This is a genomic window from Paenibacillus uliginis N3/975 (assembly GCF_900177425.1).
GTDB classification, from domain to species: Bacteria; Bacillota; Bacilli; order Paenibacillales; family Paenibacillaceae; genus Paenibacillus_AQ; species Paenibacillus_AQ uliginis.
In genome coordinates, this window is the sequence record NZ_LT840184.1 from 2,972,669 (window position 1) to 2,992,812 (window position 20,144).

A 20,144-nucleotide genomic window follows, 5' to 3' on the forward strand; every position below is an offset into this window, starting at 1 on the left:
TGAACGTGCCACAGAAGCGATGAGCAGAACGAAAGAAATCACCATAGAGCAGAATAGTGCTGTAAAAGATACAGAGACGGCGTTTACAACCATTCAGGAATTGATGTATCAAGTAATACACTCGATTAGCCAAATGTCGAATGAAGTGCAAAGGATGTCAACCTTGAAGGATGATGTTGTTCAATCTATTGAAAGTCTATCCGCAATTTCTGAAGAATCCGCAGCTTCGGCCGAAGAGGTAAGTGCTTCTACACAAGACCAATTGCAAGCGATCGATACGGTTTCGCAATCTGCAGAGGAATTAAGTCAATCAAGTAATGAGCTGGAGCAGCTCGTTAAGAAGTTTAAAATTTAAGAGGATCATTCCAATGTGCAGCGGCAGCCCGGATACGATATATCCATGGCTGCCGCTGTTCCTTCTGATGACTAGACAATAACAGGGGTTTTTAACCAAATCGTCACATTTCAAACAATTAAATAATGATCTACACAATTTGTGATTATTAATATTTGATATAATTGGCTTGCAAACGCTTTATTTGGAGCGAATCGATTATTAGTCATTTAGGAGGGTTTGATTTGAAGGCGCTTGTTTATAAAGGGGCTAACGATGTAGAACTGACTAACTTGGAGAAGCCGGCATTGCTGGCGGATACGGATGCCATCATCCGTATTGTACTGACTACGATTTGCGGAAGTGACGTTCATTTAGTTCACGGACATATTCCGACAACACCAGGGTATGCGCTCGGCCATGAATACGTCGGAATTGTTGAAGAGGTCGGAAGCAAGGTTGCCCAGTTTAAACCGGGCGACCGGGTCATTGGTCCGGCGGCACCTTATTGCGGGCAATGCGAACGCTGCTTAAAGGGCGATATTATGCATTGTTTAAACGGCGGCGTGCATGGCAGCGGTCAAGAATTCGGAAATCTATCCGGATCTCAAAGTGAATTTATGCGAATTCCTTATGCTGATGTGAATCTGGTTCATGTACCTGATGATTTAGAGGATGAGCAGGTATTATTTGTAGGCGATATTTTGTCAACCGGATATTTTGCAGCAGAAAAGGCAGCGATCGAGCACGGGGATAGCGTTGTTGTGTTTGGTGCCGGACCCGTCGGATTATGTGCAGTTCAAGCAGCTCAGCTATTTCTCCCTAAACAAGTCATTCTGGTAGACATTGATCCATACCGTTTGGAAGTCGGTTCCCGGATGGGAGCAACCCATACGATTAACGCTAAGGAAGTGGACCCGCTTGCTGTCATTGCGGAATTAACTGAAGGGAAGGGCGCAGATGCAGCCATCGAAGCGGCGGGCGCCGAGACAGAGCAGGCACTGAAATGTGTAGGACTATGTGGCCGGGTATCACTTGTCGGCATTTTCGGGAAGCCGGTCACCATTCCACTCCAGGAAGCATTTATGAAGAATGTACGGATTGAGATGGGACTGTCATATCTGGGTAACCTTAAGAAAATAATCAGACTGATTCAGATGGGAAAAATCGATTTAACTCCGATGATTACGCATCGAATTCCACTCGATGATATCGAAAAAGGATTTAAAATGTTCGAACAACGTACAGATAAAGTCATTAAAGTTGTTATAAGTTCATAATATAGCAAAAAACCCGCAGTTGGATTGAAATCCACAACGTTGAATCTCATTTTGTAAGATTGTTTCTTCATTTGATGATAATGCGAAGGATTCTAATTCGTGAGCTATTTCTATAGCATTTTCAGTTCTTCCTAGAGCAACTAATACATCTATTTGGAGCACTTGGCTTTGAAATAGAGTTCATTAGAAAGAGGATCACTTTGTTTATTAAAAGCAGATTCTAATAAGTTACTAGCTCCAAGGAAGTCTTCTTTGGAGTAGGCGTATCTAAAAGCCCATTTGTAAGCTTTCTCAAATTTAGAAGCATTCTTAGTATCCTCTGTATACCTATCCATTAAAGTTGTAGAATCGCCTAACGGTTCTCCTACGATTAGAGTATTTCCACTTGGATCAGTGATATTAAATCTTCGGTCCTCTGCGGTTAAATTTAGTCTAGAAAACCTAGGTAGCCCTTTGACGGGTATCTTTCCATAAAATGTCTTCAAGTTTGACTTCAGCCTGTTATACACTGTTTCAATATCGGAAACTACAATGTAGCACCCGCCCTGTTTTTGTTCTAAATCAAAATTCTTTTCTCCATAGAAGCTTAATTCAGTAAATTCATTTTTTACACTTACGAAACGATAGGGAGCTTTTTGGTAATACGTAATTTTAAATCCAAGTGCCGTATAGAATTCTATTTGTTGGTCTATTTCATAAAGACAGTCAAAGATGGGGATCGTTCGATTTTTTTTCAATTCATTTAGTTCTTGATTACTCATAAATAATCTCCTTTTTTGAATGAATTAATTTCAAAGTATACCTAATCTCTAAAGTGATTTCCTATTATTTTTTTTGACAAAAATATGAATGAATATTTTCATCTTTTCTTTAAGGAGCATTCTAGTAAATGATAAGATTCATTATGTAAAATCAACCAAGTTGTGAAGGAATATATGCGAACAAAATCAGAGGAGAGGAGCTTGTAGTTGATGAGCGATTTGAGTAACGAAAAAATACCAAAACAAGCGATGCAAGCATTAAAAATCGTAGAGGAGTTGCTTGGAAGTTCGATAGTCGGGGTATATCTATTTGGTTCTGCAGTATATGGTGGCTTACGCATTAACAGTGATGTAGATGTCCTAGTGGTCGTGAATCATAGTTTACCTGAAGTAACTCGAAAAAAACTAACAGACAGACTAATGCTTATATCTGGAAAGATAGGAAATACAGATTCTGTGAGACCACTTGAAGTTACGGTTATAAACCATAGCGATGTTGTACCTTGGCTATATCCACCAAGAAATGAATTTACCTATGGTGAGTGGCTCAGGAGTGAGTTTGAGAAAGGACTAATCCAGGAACCAACCTATGACCCTGATTTGGCTATTGTTTTAGCACAAGCGAGAAAGAATAGCATTTCTCTATTTGGTCCTGATGCTTCAGATATACTTGCCCCCATTCCGATGACAGATATTCGAAGAGCGATTAAGGAGTCTTTGCCTGGGTTGATTGAGGGTATCAAAGGTGATGAGCGTAATGTTATTTTAACCCTGACTCGAATGTGGCAGACAGTGTCTATCGATGAAATTTCTCCAAAAGATGTGGCTGCAGAATGGGCTTTACCTCGGTTGCCCAAAGAATATTCGACTTTACTCAACTTAGCCAGAAAAGCCTATCGAGGAGAGTATGTTGATAAGTGGGAAGGACTGGATTCCGAGGTGACAGCACTCGTAAATCATATGAAAAACTCTATAGAATCTTGTTTTATCACTTAACTGAAATTTTATTCCGTTTAAGAGCGCGTTTGTTGAAGATCAACAGTAGAAAATAATCAAACTTTTTTATAAAAATTAAACAATACTTTACAAAGAAAGAATCCATTTTGATCAATCTTTTTTTCAAAACGGATTCTTTTTATTTATCATAACGTGTTTATAGGCTTACAAAAACCTGTACTTTTTTATCTATTTAGATAAGAAAGTACAGGTTTTTTTGTATATTATCTAACCGGTCAATCGTTTTTAAAGGGACTGGATAAATCTCTGAAAGTTTCTCATTCTAGCGTTAAGCGACGGCTAGTACTAGGGCATCACCATGTCGGCAATAGGGTAATCCGGTCGCATGCTTAATACTTGAATATTCCGACGCAGGCGGTTATAGCGCAGCGAACAGTAATCCAGGTAATCATCCCCCGTATAATGACGCAGCAGAGCCCATACCGTCCATAACAAATCCTGGGCCATCATGTAACATTTGACCTTCATCAAATCATCCTGTGTAAATGTATTTCCGTAATATGCTTCAAACAATTGGTCAATCGCCTCTGCTGTCAAACGCGATTCAATGATATACGCGGCAATATCAAAGGCCGGATCGTTCATTCCGGAATATTCCCAATCTATCAAATATACGCTGCCTTCCCCATCTACGAGAAAATTCTCCGGAACCGTATCATTATGGCAAGGTACGGAAATGACATTTTTGAGATGGTCTTGCATGAAACAAAGCAATTGCTCTTTTAAGGAGGCGTAGTCAAAAAACAATTCACCGTTGATCTGCGCGACAATGGTTTCATATTTGGCAAGTTCACTGAGCCAATCAAACTTGTTAGGGAAGTGCTTGGGACTACCGTGAATCTTCTTCAGTAAAGAAGAAACGGCCTGCAAGCTTTGCAAAGCCGAGGGGCCAGCCGCGGCAAGCGTTGTGCTATCGGGAATATATTTGCTGATCTTAATGCCGCTTTCCTCATCAAAATATATACATTCCGAATTCACGCCAAACTCCGAAGCGATGCCGTTGTTCACACGCTCTATCCTGCGGTCGATCATTTGATCCGTCAGGTTACCGGGCTTGCGAATCACATACTCCTTTCCGTGGATATTCATAATGTAGTTATAATTGGTCAACCCGCCCGCAAAACGAGATTTGTCAAAAACAATACTCTCATCCTCAAAAAAAAGACGGAGTTTTTGCTGCACCAGGTCTTCCATATTCATTTGTTTGAATAAAAAGTCGGTTAGAGGTTTCATGATGGCCTTTTCTCGGCATTCCATATACATGCTTTAACAATGTATACACTCGCCGCACAGATTTTTCCACAATTATAGCAAGATAGGAGGAGAAGTTCAATGAAATGGACGAGCTTGAGGACGTTCTGGTACTTGTCGTGCAAGAAAGACGTTTTTGTACCAGATTGTCGGTAAAGGGGGCATTAGAATCCTAAAATCAGCTACCGAATCCTCCATAATCACGGGGAGAACCTATGTTAACCTGCTAGTAGGAGTTGAGTATCTGTATTACAGCAAATTCACAAATACAAATACCCAGGTGAGGTGAGGTTCGAATGGAATACCGGGGAGAAGAAGCTCTCGGGCTTGTGGAAACATTGGGCATGGTTCCTGCCATCCAAGCGGCGGACGCTATGCTTAAAGCAGCAGATGTTGTTCTGGTATCCTACGAGAATGTTGGTTCCACGCTCGTAACGATAATGGTAAAAGGTGATGTCGCGGCGGTTCGTTCGGCAGTAGAGGCTGGTGCTGAAGCAGCAGCGAAGATTGGCAAAGTCACTGCCCACAATGTGATGCCGCGTCCGCTCAGTTCTATTGCAGGAATTGTGAAAGCGCATGCAATTCACGCATGATTGCCGGGAGGGAGAGAGGTCATGAGCAAGCATGATGCACTGGGTTTCATTGAAACCTTTGGGATTGTATTCGTCATGGAAGCGGCGGATGCCATGTGCAAAGCGGCCGATGTAGATTTGATCGGTTACGAAAACGTGGCGTCTGGTTATATATCTGTCCTTGTTCGCGGAGATGTAGGGGCTGTAAGGGCTGCAGTTGATGCTGGCGTCGCCGCTGTACAGGCGATGGGGACAGAGGTGTACAGTTCAAACGTTATTCCTAACCCACACCCAGACATTGAAAAGATCATTGCCCGTTATGGCCTTCCTTCTTAGGGGCAGGTTATCCACAAATTCAAGGGAGGTGACCGTGATAAACGACATCTTTGTTATTAAAACGAAGGTATATTCAGGCGAACAGTCACTGAAGAAACTGGCGGAAATTCAAGGCACGAAAGCTTGTATCGTTTCCGATCAGATGATGGAGAAGCTGGGTTATCTGGGGCAGGTAGTTGACCTACTGCAAAGCGGTGGAATCTCCACTGCAGTGTTTACCGGTGTTAAGCCCGATCCGGGCGTCAGTATTGTGGCCGAAGCGCTTCAAGTGTATTGGGAAAGCGGCGCTGATGTGTTACTGGCGCTGGGAGGCGGCTCCGTCATTGATACAGCGAAGGGCGTTCTGTACTTTGCCCGGCAATATGCACAGGAGAAAGACGCGCCTTTTGTCAAACCATCGTTTGTCGCCATTCCTTCCACCAGCGGCACCGGATCGGAAGTGACCGACTTTTCGGTGATTACGGTGGACGGAGACAAAATTGTCATAGTGGACAATTTTATCGCACCGGACATAGCGATTCTCGATTCCACCCTTACCAAGCAATTGCCAAACAAAGTGGTGGTGGACACCGGAATGGATGTTCTGACCCATGCGCTGGAGGCTTATGTCTCTATCAAAGCGACTGACTTTACCGATGCGTTAGCTGAAAAGGCCGTTCAATTGGTATTTGCTCATCTGGAAACGCTTTACCATGATCCGGCAGATGCAGAAGCGCGGGATCGAGTGCAGAATGCATCCTGTATGGCGGGAATGGCGTTTACTAACGCCGGTCTAGGTATCATTCATAGTATGTCCCACGCCTTTGGCGGAACGTTTCACATTGCTCACGGACGGGTGAATTCACTGCTTCTAGAGGCGGTAATGGAGTATAACGTCAACTTGGGCGGAAAAGCCATAGACAGGGTTTGTGAACGCTATGCTAGGCTTGCTTCACTGCTGCACTTGCCGGCCCGAACCGCCCGTGAAGGAACCGTAAGTCTGATCCAGGCAATTGGAAAGTTGAAACGATCCATCGGTATCGAACACGGAATCCGTGAGCTTGGCGTTGACCAGGATGCTTTTGATGAGGCGTTGTCACGCATGGCGCGGACCGCGATGGCTGACCGCTGTACGCCAACCAATCCTCGTCAGCCAACGGAAGAAGAGTTAGAGCACATTTACCGTAAAAGCTTTTAAATGAGAGTTCAAAAAGATCGATCCTGATTCACTTCGTGATCAAAAGCGGACTTTTTGAACTACCTCTATGAATAAATCTCACAAGATTGCGAGGGAAAAATATTGGATATTCATGAGTTTTCAAGCAAATTTGCCAAAGCAACGAAGGCCATGGCTCCACAAGAACGAGAAGCCATCATGAAGCTGTTCCAGGGAATATCAAAAGAACTTTCGGATAAGGGAGCTCAGCCGCTGGCAGCAGACGGCTCCGGCCAGCTTCGTAAGGAAGAGTGCGCATACCCGGAAGGAATGACCGAGCGTTTGCGGGCTTTGAAAGAACATTATCTGACTGTTAAGCCAAGCATTACAACCTACCGTGCTAAAGCCTTTACTCAGGTATATAAGGAAAATCCAGGTCTACCAGAGATTATGCTGCGTGCCAAGGCTTTCCGCAGAGCGTGTGAAGAGGCTCCGCTGCTCATCCAGGACAACGAGTTGATCGTTGGTCATCCTTGCGGTGCTCCGCGTGCGGGTGCTTTCTCGCCTGACATTGCTTGGCGCTGGACTCGAGATGAGCTCGATACCATTCACAACCGTCCTCAGGATCCGTTCTACATCTCCGAGGAAGACAAACGGATCATGCAAGAGGAACTGTTCCCGTTCTGGAAAGGTAAATCGGTAGATGAAATATGTGAACAGCAATACCGGGATGCTGGTCTTTGGGAGTTTTCCGGCGAAGCGTTCGTCAGCGATCTTTCATATCATCAGATCAACGGCGGCGGAGACTCCAACCCAGGCTACGATGTCATTCTAATGAAGAAAGGGATGCTGGATATCCAGCGGGAAGCCAAGGAGCATCTTGCGAAGCTGTCCATGCAAAACCCGGAAGACATCGACAAAATCTATTACTATAAATCCGTGCTGGACACGACCGAAGGCGTAATGGCGTATGCCAAACGGATATCTGAATATGCATACCAGCTGGCTGCTAAAGAAACAAATCCGAAGCGCAAGGCGGAGTTGCAAAAAATCGGCGAGGTCAACGCTCGCGTGCCGGCTCATGCACCGACTACATTCCATGAGGCAGTACAATCGGTCTGGACCGTAGAATCTCTGCTCGTGGTGGAAGAAAATCAGACAGGCATGTCTGTCGGCCGTGTGGATCAATATATGTATCCTTTCTATGAGGCGGACAGAAAAGCCGGCCGTCTGACAGAATTTGAAGCATTCGAGATTGCAGGCTGTTTCCTAATCAAATGCTCGGAAATGATGTGGGTTTCTAGCGCGGGTGGCTCCAAGTTTTTTGCTGGCTACCAACCGTTCGTCAATATGTGTGTCGGCGGGCAAAAACGAGAGGGCGGCGACGCTACCAACGACTTGACTTATCTGCTCATGGATGCGGTACGTCATGTCGGCGTTTATCAGCCTTCGCTCGCTTGCCGTATCCATAATAGTTCTCCACAGAAATACTTGAAGAAGATTGTGGATGTCGTCCGTGCTGGTTTGGGCTTCCCAGCCTGCCATTTCGATGATTCCCACATTAAGATGATGCTGATGAAGGGCTGCAGTATCGAAGATGCCCGCGATTACTGTCTGATGGGCTGTGTAGAGCCGCAAAAATCCGGACGCTTGTATCAGTGGACCTCCACCGGATACACCCAGTGGCCGATTGCCATTGAGTTCGTCCTTAACCGTGGCAAAATGCTTTGGCACGGAAGCGAGCCAGGATTGGACATGGGCGATTTGCGCAACTTCAAGACCTATGAGGAATTTGAAGCGGCGGTTAAGAAGCAGGTAGAATACATCACCGAGCTTTCCGCAGTGGGTACTGTAATCAGCCAGCGCGTTCACCGCGATTATGCGCCGAAGCCGCTTATGTCGATCATGTATGAAGGCACGATGGAGAGTGGTCACGACGTATCCGCCGGTGGCGCCATGTATAACTGGGGACCTGGTTTGATCTGGTCCGGTCTGGCAACTTACGCCGATTCGATGGCTGCCATCAAGAAGCTGGTTTACGATGACAAAAAATATTCGCTCGAACAAATCCGTGACGCGTTGCTTGCCGATTTCGAAGGTTATGAGCAGATCCTCAAGGATTGTCTGGACGCGCCAAAATTCGGCAACGACGACGATTATGCCGATCGCATCGCCGCCGATATCACCGGGTGGACTGAGAACTATCACCGCAAATTTAAAACGCTGTATTCTACCTTCAGCCATGGTACGCTTTCTATTTCGAACAATACGCCTTTCGGTGAGATGACCGGTGCTACCGCCAATGGGCGCAAAGCTTGGTTGCCGCTGTCCGACGGTATCAGCCCTACCCAGGGCCATGACAAAAAGGGACCGACGGCTATCATCAAATCGGTGAGCAAGATAGATGTCGAGGCCATGAATATTGGTATGGTGCATAACTTCAAGCTTTTGCGCGGTTTGCTGGAAACACCTGAAGGAGAGAACGGATTGATTAATCTTTTGCGGACAGCCTCTATTCTCGGAAACGGCCAAATGCAGTTCAGTTATGTGGATAATGAAACGCTGATTAAAGCGCAGCAAAATCCTGATCAATACCGTGATTTAATCATTCGGGTCGCTGGCTATAGTGCATACTTTGTGGAATTGTGTAAAGAAGTGCAGGATGAGATCATCAGCAGAACAATGATTGAGCATTTCTAAAATAGCCCCGTGCCTCTTCTCCGGTGCTATACCCCGGGGAAGAGACATTCAGGCATTTAGATATGCGGCTAAGGAAGGAGCCACAGCTATGGAGTCAGGTATGCCGGAAAGGCAGGCACGTATTTTCAACATTCAGAAATATTCCATATACGACGGACCCGGTATCCGGACGCTTGTTTTCTTCAAGGGATGTCCCCTGCGCTGTCAGTGGTGTGCTAACCCGGAGGGTCTGGAAAAGAAGTATCAGGTGATGTACCAACGGGATCTGTGCAACGATTGCGGCGCATGTGTTGCGGCATGTCCCCGGGAAATCCACCGTTTTGCCACTTCCGGCTCGCAGGATCCGTCCAAGCCGCAGCATGAGGTTGACCGGAAGATCGAGTGCATTGGCTGCCGGGAATGTGAGAAGGTTTGTCCCGCACGGGCACTCTCTATCGTCGGGATGAATATGACGGTATCGGAAATTGTGGAAATTGTAGAGCAAGATATGCTGTTCTACACTACGTCCGGCGGCGGCGTCACGTTGGGCGGCGGCGAAGTATGTGCGCAGTCTGAATTTGCGGTCAATTTGCTTAAGGAATGCAAGCTCGCCGGAATCCATACGGCCATTGAAACCTCTGGGCATACCAAACCGGAAGCTATTTTGGCCATGGCCGAATATACCGATCTGATATTGTACGATTTGAAACATATGGATTCAGACCGCCATTATCAACTGACTGGTGTACGCAACGAGCGCATTCTCGAAAATTTGCGGGAACTGATCACTCGCAAACATAACGTAGAGGTGCGGATGCCGCTAATGAAGGGGCTCAATGATGATGAGGACACCATCCGCAAAACGGTGGAGTTTCTGCTTCCCTTTAAGGAATACCGGAATTTTCAAGGCATCAATTTGCTCCCTTATCACAAACTGGGGATTAACAAATACAGGCAATTGGATATGGACACCGTTGAATGCGATTTAAGCCTTAATGAAGCCGATCTGGAGCGTATTGAACGTCAAATCAGCCAATACGATTTCCCGGTTCGGGTAATCAAACATTAAGAGCATTCTTTCGAAGCCAGTTTTGTTCAAATCTAAGAAAGTATAAGTTTGTCACCATACTTTAACCTTAGATTTCTCCGCGAAACGTATGCTTCACCTGTCAAAGACGATAAAGCCGTTTACGCTTGGGTAAAGCTAGCGCTTTACAAACTCGCAAAACTTTTAGGAGGACGCTTATGCAGCAGCCTGCTGGGCCTGATCCCGGGCGGATTATTCAGGAGTCGGTGCCGGGCAAACAAGTGACGCTGGCCCATATCATTGCTTCACCCGTGCCTGACATGTATGAAAGACTGGGCATCGATGAAGCGGGGGCTATCGGCATTTTAACACTGTCGCCCACTGAAACCTCCATTATTGCCGCGGATATCGCCACCAAGGTGGCAGTTGTGGAAATCGGCTTTCTGGATCGCTTTACCGGTTCGGTGCTTCTTACTGGGGATATAGCCAGTGTGGAAACGGCGTTACGGGCCATCATTAAGACGTTGGGCGATAGTTTGGGCTTTGCGACGGCGGAAATTACACGGACATGAAAAAACGTATTTTGCTGATCGGCCCTACAGGTTGCGGAAAAACGACGCTGGCCCATGCGCTTGACGGTACGGATCGCCCGCTGCGGCGGACGCAGGACGTTATCTACGGGCCGAAGACGATCGATACGCCGGGCGCGTATGTCGAGAATACCTGGATGTACAGCCATTTGATTGCAACGGCGCAGAACGCGAGCCAAATTTTGATATTGGTGGATCAGTCCCGGTATCAGGAAGTATACTCGCCCGGCTTTGCATCTTCTTTCACGAAACCGGTTATCGGTGTAATAACGAAAGCCGATCTTGCGCTGGAAAATGAGAATTACTGTGTACAAGTTTTAAAACGTAGCGGGATAACCGAACCCTTTTTCCGCATTAGTCTTCCCGTGGGAAGGGGAATCGGGGAATTGAAACGTTATTTGTTCGGGTAATAAGAGTGGAGTTGATACCATGAAATTTATTACCGAAATGGAATTGCGCAATGTGTACAGGCTAGAGCCTTTTACATCATACATGGTGGAGCATGGAAGCCGATTGACGCCGGAAGCGCGCCAATTTTTGACGGATCGCCAGATCAACGTATCCTATGGGACGCAAGAGCAAAATCAGGAACAAAAGCAAGAATCACTCCCGAATCCGGAGCGACAGGCAGAAAAGCCGGATTGGCGGCGTGGGAAGCTGCGCTGTCAGATGCAGTCCGTCTCAGCCCTGTTCTTGTTAACCGGGCAGGAGCTGCTGGAGCGGGATGTGCTGCTGGCCCAGAAGGTGCTAGAGCTGTCAAGGCTGTTTTCGGCCCTCCAGAAAGGGGAAGGAGGCGACACATCCACTGCCGATTTATCTTTCCAGGGTTGTACCGGCATTACTGCCGATGTTCTTTTTGAGGATGCGGGAGATTGCTTTGAGGTAACCGAGTTTCACATTCAATTGGAAAAGGGCAGAGAAATTGCTTTGCTTCACCGTCTGCGCAGCGCTTTGCGCGAGCTTGGGTTTGCGGTGTTGGAAGCCGTGGAAGGTGGTCCCCAAGAAAAGGCGGAGAAACCGATCATTCCTGGAATCAACTATATGATTAACGCATTAAGCTCGCTTATTTGCAGAACTACAGGAGGTAGAACATGCCAGAGACAAAACCCTTTGCATACTGCGATCAACTCGTAAAGCAATTTGAAGCTGTCATCCAGAAACCGATTCCAGGACGGTCTTCGTTCTACTATACCGGTGTGGATCTGGGAACGGCCTGTGTGGTGCTTACGGTGCTGGATGACTCTCGGAAGCCGGTGGCGGGAGCTTACCGCTACGCCGATGTCGTCCGCGACGGAATGGTGGTGGATTACTTAGGAGCGATTCAGATCGTGAGGGAGCTTAAAGCGCAGTTGGAGCAGCAATTAGGTGTAGAACTAGAATATGCGGCTGCGGCGATTCCTCCGGGAACCGATTTACTGGATGCTGGCGCCATCAAGCATGTGATTCAGGGTGCGGGGTTTGAAGTTACGGCTTTACTGGATGAACCTACGGCGGCTAATGCCGTGCTGCAAATATCCAACGGAGCCATTGTAGACATTGGCGGCGGAACGACGGGCATTTCGATTCTGAAGGATGGCAAGGTTGTCTATGTCGCCGACGAAGCAACGGGAGGCACCCACTTTTCTTTGGTGATTGCCGGGGCATACCAGATGAGCTTTTCTGAAGCCGACTGCTTCAAGCGCGACCCTGCCCATCACCAAGAATTATTGCCGCTTCTCCGGCCAGTCATCGATAAGGTTGCCTCCATCATCAACCACCATGTTGTGGGTCATGAGGTCAAAGAATTGTACTTGGTAGGCGGAACATGCTGCCTGTCCGGTATGGAGACGATCATTGAGCAGAAAACTGGCATTGCTACCTATAAGCCGAGTAACCCTCTGTTTGTCACGCCGCTGGGCATTGCTCTGAATTGTACGCAGGAGGCGATGTGAGTGGAATTTCGGATTATCAAATCTCCTTCCAAGGGGACGCTGGACATTTTGCTTCGTCGCAGAGGAGCGCCCAGTAGTCGGGAAGTTCCCCAATGCGACGCGGTTGGACTAGTGCAGGGGAGACTGATTGATATGGTATGGGCCGCTGATGTAGCTGAAAAAGTGGTGGGCGTGACAGTGGAGGATATTCGCGGCAGCTGCCCGCAGAACATGATTCTTCTCGCCATTTTTGGTGACACGGCTTCCGTAGAGGATGCCATCGCCGAGATTAAGCAGAGGAGCGGAAAAGCGGGGAGGAAGGAATGCGATGATTGCGGCTGAATTGATCCACAATATCTGGTCTACCCGTAAAGCAGATTCCCTTGTGGGAATGAAACTGATGCTGGCCGAGGTGATTGGTGGAAGCGACGACGGGCGCCGATTGATTGTCGTCGATACGATCGGCGCTGGCATAGGTGATCGAGTGATTGTCTGCACCGGCTCTTCGGCCCGCAAAATGCTGCAAACAGACGATGTTCCTGTGGATGCCGTCGTCGTCGGGATCATCGACGCGAACTGCGTGTTCGAATAAATATTCGAACAGAAATCGAATGCAGCGAGAGGGGGCGAGAACTGTGAAAAAACTGATATGCGCTGCGGATGTGGAAGAATGGGTGGCTTCCGGACAGAAGCGGTGCTGCATTGACAGTAACACGATTGTGACACCGGCGGCCCGAGATAGGGCAATAGAGCTGGGGTTAGAGTTTACCAATGAGCCTTGTGGGACTATGAGTTCCGAGGCCGCAGGCTGCGAAACTCAGAATGATCTCGACATGAATGCTATTTTTAAATTTTTCAAGATTTTATCGGAAAAAGGACTGGTTGAAAAGCTGTTGGGAACGACTCTTGAGCCACCTTATCAGGCGGAGACGGATCCGACTGGCTTGAAACTTGTGCGGGGTCGAACGGTAAAAATGGAAGCTTACGAAACGGGAACATACGGTTCCAAGGTATATCGTCAAGAGGTAATCGGGAAACCGGATTGTTCCATGAGCGCAGGGTTTCTGACTGTCGATCACGATAGCTTCGAGCAGGAGACGGCCCACGAAGAAACTTATATCGTGTTGGAAGGTTCGCTCGATGTCACTTTGAACAAGAGAACCTTCACTGCTCATGAGGGAGATGTACTCTTCATTCCCAAAGGGGTAAAAGCGACCAAGGGATCGACGGACTGCGCGAGAATGTTTTATATGACTTTTCCGGCAGGCGATCCTGATCGGAAGCTGCAGTAACAGGAGGTGGTAGCATGCAGGCGCTTGGATTAATTGAAACGCGGGGCCTTCTTCCGGCGATTGAATGTCTGGACATCATGCTCAAATCGGCTCAGGTAGAACTGATAGAAAAGTGCAATGTGGGTGGCGGGCTAGTCACGATCGCGGTAACCGGCGATGTCGGCGCTGTTCAAGCATCCGTGGAAGCAGGTGCCTCCGCGGCGCAACAATTGGGCAGTGATGTGCTCATCAGCCGGCATGTCATTCCAAGACCCCACAACGACATAGCGAGTATCATCGGTCGGCGCAGCGTTTCGAACATTGCCAAGGAGAAGGACGAGCTCGCGATGCAAGTGCAGCATACTCAGGCGGCAGAACAGATGCCGGAGCAGACTCCGGAACCGGACACAGTGTCTGATGTACCAATGGAAGCAGCGTCTGATGTTCCACTGGACGCGGCGCCCAATGTCTCAATCAATACCGGTAGCGAAGAAGGCTTCCCTGTACTGGCGGCCGATCCTGATCAGGATCTTGCGGCTGAAGACGCCAGTCCGGAAATGGACAATGGAGATCCGGCAAAGCTAGACAGTCCATTCAAGCACCAGATTGATGTGCTGGTAAAGGAATCTGGGCTTGACAAAGCAATGGAGCTACTGGAAACGATGACAGTCGTGAAGCTGCGCGGACTGGCCAGAGAGTGCAGTCCCGCGTATGGGATGAGCATGACGACAATTTCCAAGGCAAACAAAGTGAAACTGCTCAAGCGGTTCCGCCAGTATTATCAACAGTAAGCAGTAAGCGAGAGGAGGATGTTTCACTTGGAAAATTATGATTACGACTTGCAATCGATTCAGGAAACCCGGGAGTTGGCCCGTGCAGGAAAAGCGGCCGCCGATATCCTTGCCGGATACAATGCTGAACAGATTGACAGAATTGTACAAAACATGGTGCGGATAGCGGAGGTCAACGCCGCCGAACTGGCTGCGCTGGCAGTGGAGGAAACCGGATTTGGCAAGATTGAGGATAAGATCTTCAAAAACCGTCTGGCTTCTACGGAGCTATATGAATCCATTCGGGATACGAAAACGATTGGGGTTATCCACGAGGACAAGACGAATCAATTAATAGAGATTGCCGAGCCTGTCGGACTGCTCATGGGTATTATTCCATCAACCAATCCGACATCCACTACGATTTTCAAATCTATCATTGCGATAAAAGCTCGCAATGGAATCATATTTTCGCCACATCCTTCGTCAAAGAAATCCATCCTGCGGGCCGCGGAATTGATGCACGCTGCCGCTGTCGAGGCAGGGGCTCCCGAAGGAATCATTGGCTGCGTTACCAAGCCGTCCATGCCGGCGACGCAGGAACTGATGAAGTGCGATGAAATCGCAATGATTATCGCAACGGGCGGCTCAGCTATGGTGAAATCCGCCTACAGTGCGGGTAAGCCGGCGCTGGGGGTGGGACCGGGTAATGTACCGGCCTATATTGAGCGCACTGCTGATATTCCAAAGGCGGTGGCAAATATCATTGCCAGCAAAACCTTCGATTACGGTACAATCTGTGCATCTGAACAGGCTGTTATCGTGGAGGAATGCATCCGTTCTCAGGTGATCGCGGAGTTTGAGCGTCAGGGCGGTTACTTTATGAATCAGGAGGAAACTGCTAAAGTCGCGGCAAAGCTGTTTGTAAAAGGCCATGCCATGAATTCAAGACTGGTGGGACGTTCACCTCAGGTGATCGCGGAAGCGGCCGGTATTCAAATTCCAACAGGAGTCAAGGTGCTGTTAGGCGAACAGCAGGGCGTGGGAGAGAAATTCCCGCTGTCCTACGAAAAGCTAACTACCGTATTGGCGTTTTACACCGTACAGGACTGGCGTGAGGCTTGCGATCTAAGTGTGGGGCTGCTGCGTAACGGCGGCATAGGACATAGCTTCTCCATCCATACGCAGAATCACGATATGGTCATGGAGTTTGCGCAAAAACCTGTATTCCGCATTTTGGTGAATACGGGCTCCACGCAGGGCGGTGTGGGTGCAAGCACCGGGCTTGCCCCGGCCTTCACTTTGGGATGTGGAACCTGGGGCGGCAGCGCCACTTCAGATAATGTGGGACCACAGCACTTGATTAATATCAAGCGTGTGGCTTATGGCATTAAGGACTGTACGGCACAAAGCACTTATTCTGTTCCAACTCCACAGCCGCCGAAGCAACAGGAGGATGCGCTGCTGTTGAATCTGGTCGATGAGCTGGTGTCTATTTTGCAGAAAAGCGGTGACTGTTAGTGGGGAACTATGATCAAGTACTTTCATTGTTAATGGAGGTTGTATCCGGTGCTGGAAAGGCGGAAAAGGAGCCGCGCTCCATCCCTTTAGGGATTTCGAATCGCCATGTGCATCTTTCCCAGGCTGATGTGGATACGCTCTTCGGAGCCGGATATACGCTATCCAAAATGCGTGATTTGTCCCAACCCGGACAGTATGCATGTAATGAGACCGTTACGGTCTGCGGGCCCAAGGGGTCCATCGAAAAAGTGCGGGTTCTCGGCCCAGTGCGGAAACAGACCCAGGTAGAAATTATGCGGGGAGACTGTTTTAAGTTGGGCGTGAAAGCTCCAGTGCGTTTGTCCGGGGAGCTTGAAGGCACACCGGGCGTCACGTTGGTCGGGCCCAAGGGAAGCGTATATATTACCTGCGGCTTGATGGTTGCACAGCGCCACATTCATATGACGCCTGATGATGCCCTTTTCTTTGGCGTAACCGACGGAGAAATGGTCAGTATTCAATTTGATGGTCTCCGGGGCGGAGGGTACAATCAGGTCGCAATCAGAGTTAGCAGTGACGCCGCTCTCGACTGTCATATCGACGTTGAAGAGGCCAACGCGATGGATCTGACGTCGGCGTCTGTTATAAAAATCATAAAAAATTGTTAGGAGGAAATGAACATGAGATCGGAAGCTCTTGGTTTGGTTGAAACAAAAGGTTTGGTAGGTTCTATCGAAGCAGCGGACGCTATGGTCAAAGCGGCCAATGTCACCCTGATCGGCAAAGAGATGGCAGGTGGCGGCCTTGTTACCGTGATGGTACGGGGCGATGTAGGAGCAGTGAAGGCGGCGACGGATGCCGGCGCCGCGGCCGCGAAGAATGTTGGGGAACTCGTGTCGGTACATGTAATTCCACGTCCCCACAGCGAAGTGGAAAACATCCTTCCGCCTGCTAAGCAATAATTCAACAAATTATAAGAAAAACGTCTATCGATGTACTTTCTAAGAAGACAGACCGCATTTAGCGGATGTTTTCCTTGCGATTATAGAATTACTTAAGCTCCGCTTAAAACTTATAAATTCTATAATCTTAAAATAAGGCTATGCTTCCGAAGCAAGTTTTGTTCGGTGAGCTAGCGCTTTATTCTCACAAAACTTTTAGGAGGAATGTAACATGAAATCGGAAGCATTGGGTTTAATTGAAACAAAAGGTTTGGTAGGTTCTATCGAAGCAGCGGACGCTATGGTCAAAGCGGCCAATGTCACCTTGATCGGTAAAGAGATGGTAGGCGGCGGACTTGTCACCGTAATGGTACGAGGCGATGTAGGAGCAGTGAAAGCGGCAACGGACGCTGGTGCCGCAGCCGCACAGCGTGTAGGGGAACTGTTATCCGTACATGTGATTCCTCGTCCTCACAGTGAAGTGGAAAACATTCTTCCCGCTGCTAAGCAATAATTTATATTCATGTTCTGCAAAAGGCCAAAACTCAGTAAAACGGTTTTGGCCTTTTTATTTTTGTCTGCAAGAATCCGCTTTTCGAAAGCTTGTCGAAGTGGTGTATTTCTATAAATAAGCTTTGAGGAGGAGGGAAGTACTATTTCCAAACAGGTTGAAAATTGCTATAATAGAGATGATATATTGTGAAAAATTTAGCATGTAACGTCTATTTTCCCGTTCATTCTCGGTGAAAGGTGCAACGAGATTATGCTGAAAACCGATAGTCCGATCGCAACCAAAGTATACGCACGATACAGTGGCATCCTATCTCTTTCCAAGCTCTCGCTGCTGCTGCACGATCACAATGGAGACGTTTTGCTGGAGTTCAATCCGTCCCCTGATTTCTGCAGGCATTTTTGTTGGGAGAATCCTACACGACCTTGCGCGGATTATTTAAAGCGCTTTATTTCCGGCGAACAGGGGCGATTTGTTTGCTGTTACGGCCTGGAGAATATTTTGCTACCTATTATGGTCAAAGATGAGGTTGTTGGCTTCATATCGGGGATGCAGGCGTATTCCCAGGAGAGGGAATTTCAGAAGTATCTGATTAACACGGCGGAATTGGCCGAAATGAAGGGGCTGGATTTGGAAGTTGTCGCGAAGGCGATATCAGCTTTTCCAACCATTGACAAGGAAAAAGCAGATATTCACGAGCAGCTTTGCCATCATATCGCAAGGAATATTGCGCTCGACATCGCCGAAAGCTCGCAGGACAACACAAGGATTATCAATCGTCTATCTGCGGAAAAGGAAATACTGGAGAAGAAAGTGATTGACTTAGAAGCAAAAAATATGTCTCTAGTCATCAATCCGCATTTTCTGTTCAATACTTTGAATTCCATTGCCCGCATCGCCTATTTCGAACACTCCCATACAACGGAGGAATTGATCTATTGCCTGTCCGACTTGCTCCGATACAATGTTAAACAGGATGATCAGCTTCATACCATCGCATCCGAAATGGATAACATTGAGAAGTATTTGTATATACAAAAGGCGCGTTTCAAGAATCGTCTGCAGTATGAAATCATTGTTCCTAATGAATTAAAGGCTTATCGCATTCCGAATATGGTGATTCAGCCTATCGTGGAAAATGCAGTAATTCATGGAATTACCCCTAAGCGGGACGGGGGAACCGTACGTCTGATTGCCGAAAAGTACAGAAATGATATCACCATTTCTGTTATTGACAACGGTAACGGGTTCTCGCCAGAGGTACTAAAGCTCATTCATCAGCCGGACAGCAAGATCGGCGTGGGCTTCCGGAGTACCGATAGCCGTTTGAAGCGTTATTTCGGAGAAGAGTATGGGTTATCGATCGTGAAATCCGATTACAGCGGGAGCACGGTTAACATCCGCATCCCCACCCAACCAAATGCGAGGTGATGCAATGAGCGTAGTTATGTTTGTTGAAGATGAACCGATAGAACTGGAATTTCTTCAATCCATCGCGCAGGAAATCCTGGGTGCTGAAGATAAGCTTCTAATTTGTGATACGGGTATGCAAGCGATTAAGCTCGCCAAGCAATATCGGCCGGATATTATTTTTATGGATATCATGCTACCTGAAATGGATGGAATATCCTCGTTACAGGAAATTCGCCGTTTTCTCCCTGACGCATGCGTGACGATATTGTCTGCCAGCTCGGATTTCTCCTATGCACAGGCGGCAATCAGTCTGCAGGTACACGAATATTTGCTTAAGCCGGTCAAGCCGGAAAAATTGCGGCAAATGATTCGTAAGGGGCTGGAGAAGGCCGCTCAATCAGAAGATAATTATTTAGCAGAAACTTATCAGATAGAATCGGCTCAAGAATGTCAGCGCTTTATTAAAGAAGCAGTCGATTATATTCAGCAGAATTACAAAGATAAGCTGACCCTGCAAATGGTGGCGAGTCATGTGTACATGAATGCCCAATATTTTAGCCGCATATTCAAAAGGGAGCTCGGCGTTACTTATACGGATTATGTGAATAAGCTCAAGATTACACATGCCTGCAAGCTTCTTGAGACTACCGGGTATCCCGCCTATCGCATCTCCACAGAATGCGGCTTTACCGATCCGTCTTATTTCAACCGGGTATTCTACAAGCAAATGGATATGACGCCGAAGGAATACAAAAAAAGCGTACTTGCCAAAAGAAAAAACACGAAATAGAGTTCCAGAAGTCTCCCCCGATTACGGTGGGAGGCTTTTTTGTTGGCTTTATCGTC

The 20,144-nt window shown here is 47.5% G+C and carries 23 protein-coding genes and 1 pseudogene; 22 read left to right on the forward strand and 2 right to left on the reverse strand.

Going from position 1 to position 20,144, the window contains the following annotated elements:
* Positions 1-355, forward strand: a pseudogene (locus B9N86_RS13940) (methyl-accepting chemotaxis protein); the annotation flags it as partial.
* Positions 356-579: 224 nt separating this feature from the next.
* Complete coding sequence (locus B9N86_RS13945; protein WP_208919807.1) at positions 580-1,614, forward strand: alcohol dehydrogenase catalytic domain-containing protein; 1,035 nt, start codon at positions 580-582, stop codon at positions 1,612-1,614.
* A 149-nt stretch (positions 1,615-1,763) separates the two neighbouring features.
* Here the strand turns inward: B9N86_RS13945 and B9N86_RS13950 are convergent, their stop codons facing one another.
* Complete coding sequence (locus tag B9N86_RS13950; RefSeq protein ID WP_244563083.1) at positions 1,764-2,375, reverse strand: VOC family protein; 612 nt, start codon at positions 2,373-2,375, stop codon at positions 1,764-1,766.
* 210 nt (positions 2,376-2,585) lie between these two features.
* On the opposite strand from B9N86_RS13950, the gene ant(9) reads away from it, so the two are divergent.
* On the forward strand, positions 2,586-3,371 hold the full coding sequence (gene ant(9), locus B9N86_RS13955; RefSeq protein ID WP_208919808.1) for an aminoglycoside nucleotidyltransferase ANT(9): 786 nt from the start codon (positions 2,586-2,588) through the stop codon (positions 3,369-3,371).
* A gap of 306 nt (positions 3,372-3,677) precedes the next feature.
* On the opposite strand, the gene B9N86_RS13960 is transcribed toward ant(9), so the two are convergent.
* A complete protein-coding gene (locus B9N86_RS13960; RefSeq protein WP_208919809.1) occupies positions 3,678-4,625 on the reverse strand; it encodes a choline kinase family protein in 948 nt (315 codons plus the stop codon).
* 314 nt (positions 4,626-4,939) lie between these two features.
* Here B9N86_RS13960 and B9N86_RS13965 point away from each other — a divergent pair, with 314 nt between their 5' ends.
* From B9N86_RS13965 to B9N86_RS14055, 19 genes are all read left to right on the forward strand, one after another.
* Positions 4,940-5,236 carry a BMC domain-containing protein gene (locus tag B9N86_RS13965; RefSeq protein ID WP_208919810.1) on the forward strand — a complete coding sequence of 99 codons (297 nt, stop codon included), beginning with the start codon at positions 4,940-4,942 and terminating at the stop codon, positions 5,234-5,236.
* A 21-nt stretch (positions 5,237-5,257) separates the two neighbouring features.
* On the forward strand, positions 5,258-5,551 hold the full coding sequence (locus B9N86_RS13970; protein WP_208919811.1) for a BMC domain-containing protein: 294 nt from the start codon (positions 5,258-5,260) through the stop codon (positions 5,549-5,551).
* 34 nt (positions 5,552-5,585) lie between these two features.
* Positions 5,586-6,728, forward strand: a complete 1,143-nt coding sequence (locus tag B9N86_RS13975; protein ID WP_208919812.1) for a 1-propanol dehydrogenase PduQ — start codon at positions 5,586-5,588, stop codon at positions 6,726-6,728.
* Between the two features lie 150 nt (positions 6,729-6,878).
* A complete protein-coding gene (gene cutC, locus B9N86_RS13980) occupies positions 6,879-9,386 on the forward strand; it encodes a choline trimethylamine-lyase (RefSeq protein ID WP_244563084.1) in 2,508 nt (835 codons plus the stop codon).
* Positions 9,387-9,474: 88 nt separating this feature from the next.
* Positions 9,475-10,434: a choline TMA-lyase-activating enzyme gene (gene cutD / locus B9N86_RS13985; protein ID WP_208919814.1), complete on the forward strand. Its 960-nt coding sequence runs from the start codon at positions 9,475-9,477 to the stop codon at positions 10,432-10,434.
* 176 nt (positions 10,435-10,610) lie between these two features.
* Complete coding sequence (locus tag B9N86_RS13990; protein ID WP_208919815.1) at positions 10,611-10,964, forward strand: BMC domain-containing protein; 354 nt, start codon at positions 10,611-10,613, stop codon at positions 10,962-10,964.
* Complete coding sequence (locus B9N86_RS13995) at positions 10,961-11,392, forward strand: EutP/PduV family microcompartment system protein (protein WP_208919816.1); 432 nt, start codon at positions 10,961-10,963, stop codon at positions 11,390-11,392. The genes B9N86_RS13990 and B9N86_RS13995 overlap by 4 nt, the downstream gene beginning before the upstream one ends.
* Positions 11,393-11,411: 19 nt before the next feature.
* Positions 11,412-12,116 carry a cobalamin adenosyltransferase gene (locus tag B9N86_RS14000; protein ID WP_208919817.1) on the forward strand — a complete coding sequence of 235 codons (705 nt, stop codon included), beginning with the start codon at positions 11,412-11,414 and terminating at the stop codon, positions 12,114-12,116.
* Positions 12,074-12,913, forward strand: a complete 840-nt coding sequence (eutJ, locus tag B9N86_RS14005; protein WP_208919818.1) for an ethanolamine utilization protein EutJ — start codon at positions 12,074-12,076, stop codon at positions 12,911-12,913. Before B9N86_RS14000 ends, eutJ begins: the two co-directional genes overlap by 43 nt.
* On the forward strand, positions 12,914-13,234 hold the full coding sequence (locus tag B9N86_RS14010; RefSeq protein WP_019419489.1) for a microcompartments protein: 321 nt from the start codon (positions 12,914-12,916) through the stop codon (positions 13,232-13,234).
* Entirely contained in the window at positions 13,221-13,484 is a 264-nt protein-coding gene (locus B9N86_RS14015) for a EutN/CcmL family microcompartment protein (protein ID WP_208919819.1), read from the forward strand. Before B9N86_RS14010 ends, B9N86_RS14015 begins: the two co-directional genes overlap by 14 nt.
* A gap of 43 nt (positions 13,485-13,527) precedes the next feature.
* A complete protein-coding gene (locus B9N86_RS14020) occupies positions 13,528-14,184 on the forward strand; it encodes a cupin domain-containing protein (RefSeq protein WP_208919820.1) in 657 nt (218 codons plus the stop codon).
* A gap of 14 nt (positions 14,185-14,198) precedes the next feature.
* Positions 14,199-14,954 (forward strand): BMC domain-containing protein, encoded by a 756-nt coding sequence (locus tag B9N86_RS30640; RefSeq protein WP_208919821.1) that lies wholly within the window; start codon positions 14,199-14,201, stop codon positions 14,952-14,954.
* A gap of 27 nt (positions 14,955-14,981) precedes the next feature.
* Positions 14,982-16,454: an acetaldehyde dehydrogenase (acetylating) gene (locus tag B9N86_RS14030; RefSeq protein WP_208919822.1), complete on the forward strand. Its 1,473-nt coding sequence runs from the start codon at positions 14,982-14,984 to the stop codon at positions 16,452-16,454.
* Between the two features lie 32 nt (positions 16,455-16,486).
* Entirely contained in the window at positions 16,487-17,101 is a 615-nt protein-coding gene (locus tag B9N86_RS14035) for a phosphate propanoyltransferase (RefSeq protein ID WP_210190676.1), read from the forward strand.
* A 12-nt stretch (positions 17,102-17,113) separates the two neighbouring features.
* The gene (locus B9N86_RS14040) at positions 17,114-17,395 is read left to right on the forward strand and encodes a BMC domain-containing protein (RefSeq protein WP_208920378.1); all 282 of its coding nucleotides are present in this window, start codon (positions 17,114-17,116) and stop codon (positions 17,393-17,395) included.
* A gap of 211 nt (positions 17,396-17,606) precedes the next feature.
* The gene (eutM, locus tag B9N86_RS14045; RefSeq protein WP_208919824.1) at positions 17,607-17,888 is read left to right on the forward strand and encodes an ethanolamine utilization microcompartment protein EutM; all 282 of its coding nucleotides are present in this window, start codon (positions 17,607-17,609) and stop codon (positions 17,886-17,888) included.
* 249 nt (positions 17,889-18,137) lie between these two features.
* On the forward strand, positions 18,138-19,316 hold the full coding sequence (locus tag B9N86_RS14050; RefSeq protein WP_208919825.1) for a histidine kinase: 1,179 nt from the start codon (positions 18,138-18,140) through the stop codon (positions 19,314-19,316).
* A gap of 4 nt (positions 19,317-19,320) precedes the next feature.
* Positions 19,321-20,088, forward strand: a complete 768-nt coding sequence (locus B9N86_RS14055; protein ID WP_208919826.1) for a response regulator transcription factor — start codon at positions 19,321-19,323, stop codon at positions 20,086-20,088.
* Positions 20,089-20,144: the final 56 nt, after the last annotated feature.

Coding starts and splice junctions, on each gene's coding strand:
- B9N86_RS13950 (WP_244563083.1), bottom strand. CDS start 2,375: ATGAGTAATCAAGAACTAAATGAATTGAAAAAAAATCGAACGATCCCC.
- B9N86_RS13960 (WP_208919809.1), bottom strand. CDS start 4,625: ATGAAACCTCTAACCGACTTTTTATTCAAACAAATGAATATGGAAGAC.
- B9N86_RS13965 (WP_208919810.1), top strand. CDS start 4,940: ATGGAATACCGGGGAGAAGAAGCTCTCGGGCTTGTGGAAACATTGGGC.
- B9N86_RS13970 (WP_208919811.1), top strand. CDS start 5,258: ATGAGCAAGCATGATGCACTGGGTTTCATTGAAACCTTTGGGATTGTA.
- cutC (WP_244563084.1), top strand. CDS start 6,879: ATGGCTCCACAAGAACGAGAAGCCATCATGAAGCTGTTCCAGGGAATA.
- cutD (WP_208919814.1), top strand. CDS start 9,475: ATGGAGTCAGGTATGCCGGAAAGGCAGGCACGTATTTTCAACATTCAG.
- B9N86_RS13990 (WP_208919815.1), top strand. CDS start 10,611: ATGCAGCAGCCTGCTGGGCCTGATCCCGGGCGGATTATTCAGGAGTCG.
- B9N86_RS13995 (WP_208919816.1), top strand. CDS start 10,961: ATGAAAAAACGTATTTTGCTGATCGGCCCTACAGGTTGCGGAAAAACG.
- B9N86_RS14000 (WP_208919817.1), top strand. CDS start 11,412: ATGAAATTTATTACCGAAATGGAATTGCGCAATGTGTACAGGCTAGAG.
- eutJ (WP_208919818.1), top strand. CDS start 12,074: ATGCCAGAGACAAAACCCTTTGCATACTGCGATCAACTCGTAAAGCAA.
- B9N86_RS14015 (WP_208919819.1), top strand. CDS start 13,221: ATGATTGCGGCTGAATTGATCCACAATATCTGGTCTACCCGTAAAGCA.
- B9N86_RS30640 (WP_208919821.1), top strand. CDS start 14,199: ATGCAGGCGCTTGGATTAATTGAAACGCGGGGCCTTCTTCCGGCGATT.
- B9N86_RS14035 (WP_210190676.1), top strand. CDS start 16,487: ATGGAGGTTGTATCCGGTGCTGGAAAGGCGGAAAAGGAGCCGCGCTCC.
- B9N86_RS14040 (WP_208920378.1), top strand. CDS start 17,114: ATGAGATCGGAAGCTCTTGGTTTGGTTGAAACAAAAGGTTTGGTAGGT.
- eutM (WP_208919824.1), top strand. CDS start 17,607: ATGAAATCGGAAGCATTGGGTTTAATTGAAACAAAAGGTTTGGTAGGT.
- B9N86_RS14050 (WP_208919825.1), top strand. CDS start 18,138: ATGCTGAAAACCGATAGTCCGATCGCAACCAAAGTATACGCACGATAC.
- B9N86_RS14055 (WP_208919826.1), top strand. CDS start 19,321: ATGAGCGTAGTTATGTTTGTTGAAGATGAACCGATAGAACTGGAATTT.